General features: G+C 73.5%; 6 protein-coding genes and 2 pseudogenes. 3 read left to right on the top strand and 5 right to left on the bottom strand.

Going from position 1 to position 5,484, the window contains the following annotated elements; translation table 11 throughout:
* On the top strand, nt 1-268 hold a 268-nt coding region (locus tag GL263_RS20415), incomplete at its 5' end, for a DUF4389 domain-containing protein (RefSeq protein ID WP_182857183.1).
* Between the two features lie 182 nt (nt 269-450).
* Here the strand turns inward: GL263_RS20415 and GL263_RS28525 are convergent.
* The 5 genes and pseudogenes from GL263_RS28525 to GL263_RS20395 form a co-directional block, all read right to left on the bottom strand.
* Nucleotides 451-772: pseudogene (locus GL263_RS28525) on the bottom strand (recombinase family protein); the annotation flags it as partial.
* An 86-nt stretch (nt 773-858) separates the two neighbouring features.
* Entirely contained in the window at nt 859-1,566 is a 708-nt protein-coding gene (locus GL263_RS20410; RefSeq protein ID WP_182857182.1) for an alpha/beta hydrolase, read from the bottom strand.
* A gap of 86 nt (nt 1,567-1,652) precedes the next feature.
* Complete coding sequence (locus tag GL263_RS20405; protein ID WP_182857181.1) at nt 1,653-2,033, bottom strand: hypothetical protein; 381 nt, start codon at nt 2,031-2,033, stop codon at nt 1,653-1,655.
* Nucleotides 2,034-2,101: 68 nt separating this feature from the next.
* Nucleotides 2,102-3,088: a sigma-70 family RNA polymerase sigma factor gene (locus GL263_RS20400; protein WP_182857180.1), complete on the bottom strand. Its 987-nt coding sequence runs from the start codon at nt 3,086-3,088 to the stop codon at nt 2,102-2,104.
* Nucleotides 3,089-3,199: 111 nt separating this feature from the next.
* Complete coding sequence (locus tag GL263_RS20395; protein WP_182857179.1) at nt 3,200-3,994, bottom strand: VOC family protein; 795 nt, start codon at nt 3,992-3,994, stop codon at nt 3,200-3,202.
* A gap of 165 nt (nt 3,995-4,159) precedes the next feature.
* On the opposite strand from GL263_RS20395, the pseudogene GL263_RS20390 reads away from it, so the two are divergent.
* Both GL263_RS20390 and GL263_RS20385 read left to right on the top strand, forming a co-directional pair.
* A pseudogene (locus GL263_RS20390) lies at nt 4,160-4,992 on the top strand (IS5 family transposase).
* 111 nt (nt 4,993-5,103) lie between these two features.
* Nucleotides 5,104-5,484, top strand: a 381-nt coding sequence (locus tag GL263_RS20385) for a cysteine dioxygenase family protein (RefSeq protein ID WP_500294570.1), incomplete at its 3' end; no start/stop codon positions are given.

The raw sequence follows: 5,484 nt of genomic DNA, 5'->3' as shown, positions 1-5,484 counted from the left end.
GCAGTACGAGGGGGGCGGGTCGGCGGGCGGCGCCTGGTCGGTGAGCCTGCTGGGTGTCCTGACCCTGATCGCCGTGGTGGTGCTGCTGTTCACGGGGCGGTATCCGCGGCACCTCTTCGCGTTCCTCATGGGGCTGGTGCGCTGGATGTTCCGGGTGCACGTGTACGCGGTCCTGATGACGGACCGGTATCCGCCGTTCCGCCTGGACATGGGCGGCCGGGAGCCCGAGATGCCCCCGGAGACCGCCACGGGGCGGCCGCTCGCCTAGCGCCGGTGCCGGCGAGGTGGGGGCGTGTCCCTCCCCCGGGGGCGGGACGACGCCACCCGGCCGGGGCCGTCGGCGGGCGGCTGTCGGTGGCCGTCGGTACGGTCGGGGCATGGCATAGGACTTCCAGGTGACGGTCGACTCGGCCGATCCGCACCCACTGGCCGACTGGTGAGCGGAGGCGCCGGACGGGCAAGCCAGCCGCCGAGTCGGGGGCGGTCGAACGGGGCCACCTTGGACGCGCTCACGTCCAGGTCTGCGGCCCTCGCGCACCGCGTCACCCTCGCCGAAGCTGATACCGAGGGATGCCGCCGCCATGTCATCTGCCTCGCGCCGCCGGTCGGGGCTGTTGGTCTCGTCGGTGACTACGGACAGCCGGACGCACCGCACGCCCCGAAGCGTCTCGGTGTAGACCGTGCCAGCGAGGGGGTTCCGGGTAGTCGTCACGCTCCCTTTGGGGAGCAACGAGTTCCCGGTACCAGCCTTGACCTGCGTAGATATGCCCATGTCGCCACTCCAGAACGTCTGGTCCTGAGTGTTGGGTGACCCGGAGGGCAACGAGTTCCGCGTGTGCTGACCAGCGCGTCGCGTGGTCAGCCGGTCGCGAGGTCGGTGGGCAGGAGCGGCCGGTAGCCGGCCTCCGCCGGGGCGGCGCACGCGGCCGTGACCTCCGGCGGCATCCGGGCGGGGTCGAGGACGCCGCGCACCACGCGGCCCACCAGGTCGTGCCAGACCGTCGCGCGGCGCAGCAGCGCGTGGTCGCTGCCGGTGATCTCCACCCCGCAGGCCCGCGCCCCGGCGGCCTTCGCCCGCCCGACGAAGCGCCACGACGCCATGGGGTCGGTCATCCGGTCCTGGTCGGAGTGGAGCAGGACGACGGGCCGGCCGGCGAGGTGCGCGGTCGGTTCGTCGTCCGGGCACCAGGGCGCCAGCGCGACCACCCCGCGCACCGCCTCGTGACCGCCGAGGCGCAGCGCGGCGCGGCCGCCCATCGAGTGCCCGAGCAGTACCACCGGCAGCGGCCCGTACGTCTCCAGCAGCGTCTCCAGGGCGGCGCGCGCGTCCCGCGCGGGATCGGCCCGGTCGCCGTTCCAGCCCCGGTGCCGGTAGCGCACCTCGGCGACCGCGACGGGGACGTCGACCGCGCGGGTCACGGTGGTCGCGAAGGGCCGCATCCGCCTGGAGGGCAGGTTGAGCGCCGAGGGCGGCTCCAGACCGTGCGCCCGGCCGCCGTGGAGCAGCAGGACCAGCGCCCGGGGCTCGTCCGGCGTCACGTACAGCCTCGGCGGATGGTGCTCCACTGACCTACCTGCCTCTCCACCGCGCCCGGCGCGGGCGCTCGCCGCGCGGGGCGGTCCCCCGCGCGGGCCCTCGGCCGCGTCGCGCCTCAGCTCCGCCGGCCGCCGGTACCCCGGCGGGCCAGGCCCACCACCGTGAGCGCGCCCCAGCCGAACGAGATCGCGACCGCCTTCAACCTACGGTCGCGCGGCAGGGTGGCGGCGAGCAGCACGCCGTCGCCGAAGTCGGCGGCCAGCCGTACGGCGGCGGCCAGGCGCATCGCCGACGCGGAGGGCGCGCACAGCATCGCGACCCCGCTCGCGGCGTCCCGCCAGCCCAGCGGGCGCAGCGAGACGGCCGTGTGCTCGGCGACCCGGCCGTGTTGGTCGGTGAGACCGGAGGGCCGGGCCAGCACCTCCGGCCGGGCGGTGACGGCAAGTCCGTAAAGGGCGGTGGCGGCACCCACCGCACGCAGCATCCTGGTGTCCATACCCGGTGTTCCTCCCCACCGACGCTCTTGGACGCCCCCGCCGGCGACCCCGTCCGGCGGGGTGCGGCTCAGGCGGGTATCTCCGCCGGGAGACCGAACTTGTCGAACAGGGCCCGGTCGAAGAAGGCGACCACGTGGGACACCGCGCCCTCCCGCAGCGTGAGCACGTGCAGGTTCCACGGCTGGAAGGGCCCGTCGCCGCCCTCCCGCAGATACAGCGCGAACGAGGGCTGGCCGTTCAGCTCGGCGGGTATCAGCCGCATGTCGCCGGGACCGGCGGGGCAGCTCGTGCGGATGAGCTCGCCGATGTCGGCGGGACCCCGGTACCAACTGAGGAAGGGGGGCATCTCCCAGACGGCGTCGGAGGTGAACAGGTCGACGATGGCCGCGATGTCCTTGCGCTCGAACGCCACCACGTACCGCTCCAGCAGCTCCCGCTGCTCCGCCGTCGTGGGCCGGCTCACCGACTCCTCCGTCGGCGTCACCTGCTTGAGCTGGGCGCGGGCACGCTGGAGGGCGCTGTTCACCGACGCCGTGCTCGTCTCCATCAGCTCGGCGACCTCGGCGGCCTTCCACCGCAGCACGTCCCGCAGCAGCAGCACCGCGCGCTGGCGCGGCGGCAGGTGCTGCAGGGCCGCGACGAACGCGAGCCGGATGCTCTCCCGCGACGTCACGATCGTCGCCGGGTCGCCGCCCCCGGCACCGACCATGGCGTCCTGGACCGGCTCCAGCCAGTCGACCTCCGTGCGCTGGGCCAGGGTGTCGGACGGGTCGGAGCTGGGGCTGCCCAGGCCCGTCGGCAGCGGCCGCCGCTTCCGGCTCTCCAGCGCGTCCAGGCAGGTGTTCGTGGCGATGCGGTGCAGCCAGGTGCGCATCGAGGAGCGGCCCTCGAAGTTGTCGTAGGCGCGCCACGCCCGCAGGTACGTCTCCTGGACGAGGTCCTCCGCGTCGTGCACCGAACCGAGCATGCGGTAGCAGTGCGCCAGCAGCTCCCGCCGGTACGGGTCCGCCAGACGCGGGAACTCCTCCTCCTTGAGCTGCTGCTTCTCCCGCATCGCCACACCCTCTCGTCGGCCTCGCGCCGGCCTCGTCTGCTGGACAACCTCGGCTGCCGCCATCGTGGCAGACGGCACTGACAACGGCCCTCCGCCCGGTCGCCGCACGCGTCACCGGCCGCCCGGCTCCTGCGGGGTGATGACGGCGCACACCGCGCCCACCGGGTCCGCGAACATCGCCATCCGCCCCACGTCCGGCAGGTCCATCGGCGGGACCAGCGTGGCCGCGCCCTGCTTGACCGCCGCGTTCAGCGCGCCGTCGCAGTCCGTCACCGCGACGTAGGGATGCCACTCGGGCCCGGCTTCCGGGGCCTGCTCCTCCCCCGGCAGCTCGAACAGGCCGCCGAAGCCGTCCTCCACGCCTCCGCCGAACGGCGCGAGCACGCTGTACTCGACCTCCGCCATCGGCGCCGGGTGCAGTGCCCACGAGAACAGCGCCCGGTAGAACGCGCCGGCTGCCTCGCCGTCCGTGGTGTACAGCTCGACCCAGCACAGCGCGTTCGGCTCGCTCACGACGTCCAGACCGAGCAGGTCGCCCGGCTGCCACAGCGCGAAGTCCGCGCCGGCGGGGTCGGTGAGCGCCGCGGTGAGGCTGCCTCCCGGCCCCGCCGCGGGGCCCGCCCGCACCGTGCCGCCGACCTCCCGGGCGGCGGCGATCGTGGCGTCCACGTCGGGGGTGGAGAAGTACACCGTCCACGCCGGCCCGGTGTCGTGCGCGGCGAGCGGGCGGACGGCGGCCGCCGTGCGGCCGTGCAGCCTCAGCAGCCGCAGACCGTCCGGGTCCGGGCCACCGGGTTCGGACGTCCAGCCGAAGACCTCCCCGTAGAACGCGGCCGAGGCGGCGACGTCCGGGCTGGCCAGATCGAGCCAGTTCGGGGAGCCGGCGAGGTGGCTTGTGGTCAGCATCTGCCCGTACCTCCCAGGTGCGCGGCGCTGCCGGGTGGAACCCGGAACGGCCCGCGTTCCCGCCTGCGCCGGGTGTCAGGCCCCGACCGCCGGGCAGCCGCCCGGGTCCCTCCCAGCAGCCTAGGGGGTGTCTTCAAATGATGTCGAGTGGTGGATCATGGTCGGGTGACACGTCGCCATGAACTGTCTGACGAGGAGTGGGAGTTCGTTCGTCCGCTGCTGCCTGTGTCCTTGCGGGGGCGGAAGCGGTTGGACGACCGGACCGTGCTCAACGGGATCGTGTGGAAGTTCCGGACGGGCTCGGCCTGGCGGGATGTGCCTGAGCGGTATGGACCGTGGCAGACGCTGCACACCCGTTTCCGCCGGTGGGCGCTGGACGGCACCTTCGAGCGGATGCTCCAGGCCGCCCAGGCCAAAGCCGATGCGGCCGGGGAGATCGACTGGCTGGTGTCGGTCGACTCCACCATCGTCCGCGCCCACCAGCACGCCGCGGGGGCACGAAAAGGGGGCTCCGCAGCCCCGGTCTCGGACGATCCCGGGGCGGCCTGACCAGCAAGATCCACCTTGTGTGCGATGCCCTCGGGCGTCCACTTGCCTCCGTCGTCACCAGCGGCAACACCAACGACTGCACCCAGTTCACGACCGTGATGGAAGCCGTCCGGGTGCCTCGCCTCGGCCCGGGCCGCCCCAGGGTCCGGCCCAGCCATGTGCTGGGAGACAAGGGCTACAGCTCCCGGGCGATACGTACCTGGCTGCGGCGCCGCAGCATCAGCCACACGATCCCCGAGCGCGCCGATCAGGTCCGCAACCGGCTCCGGCGCGGCAGCCGGGGCGGGCGTCCGCCAGTCTTCGACACGCAGGTCTACAAGCGGCGCAACGTCGTGGAACGGTGCTTCAACCGCCTCAAGCAATGGCGCGGCATCGCCACCCGCTACGACAAGACCATCGAGTCCTACCACGCAGCCGTCACCCTCGCCTCGCTCCTGATGTGGGCGTGACATTTGAAGACACCCCCTAGGCGCCGCAGCCCCGTCCCATAAGCGGGATCTTGGGTAACCCCTAGAAACCCTCGTTGGACGTGATGGCAGTACGGTCGGACGCTGCACGGTATGACCCGGTCCCCACACCACGCCACCGCCACGATCCCGCCCGGCACCCAGCGCCTCGGCACGCTCGTCGCCGCACTGCGCGAGGTCGCCGACCGGGGCCTGCCGCCGGAGGCCACCGCCCGCCTCGTCGGCGAACGGCTCGCACCCCACCTGGGCGCCGCCGACCTCCTCACCGACCGCCAGTGCGCCACCGATCCGACCAGCTACCGGCAGCACGTCCTGCACGCCGAACCCGACGGCGGCTTCTCCCTCGTCGCGCTCGTGTGGCTGCCCGGCCAACGCACCTCCGTGCACGACCACGTGTCCTGGTGCGTCACCGGCGTCCACGAAGGCGTCGAACACGAGACCCGCTACCAACTCGCCCCCGCCACCGACCACTCC

The organism is Streptomyces durbertensis (genome assembly GCF_014156695.1).
Classification (GTDB): domain Bacteria; phylum Actinomycetota; class Actinomycetes; order Streptomycetales; family Streptomycetaceae; genus Streptomyces; species Streptomyces durbertensis.
Note: the sequence above shows the minus strand (reverse complement) of the source record. Positions and strands in the feature narration are given on the sequence as shown.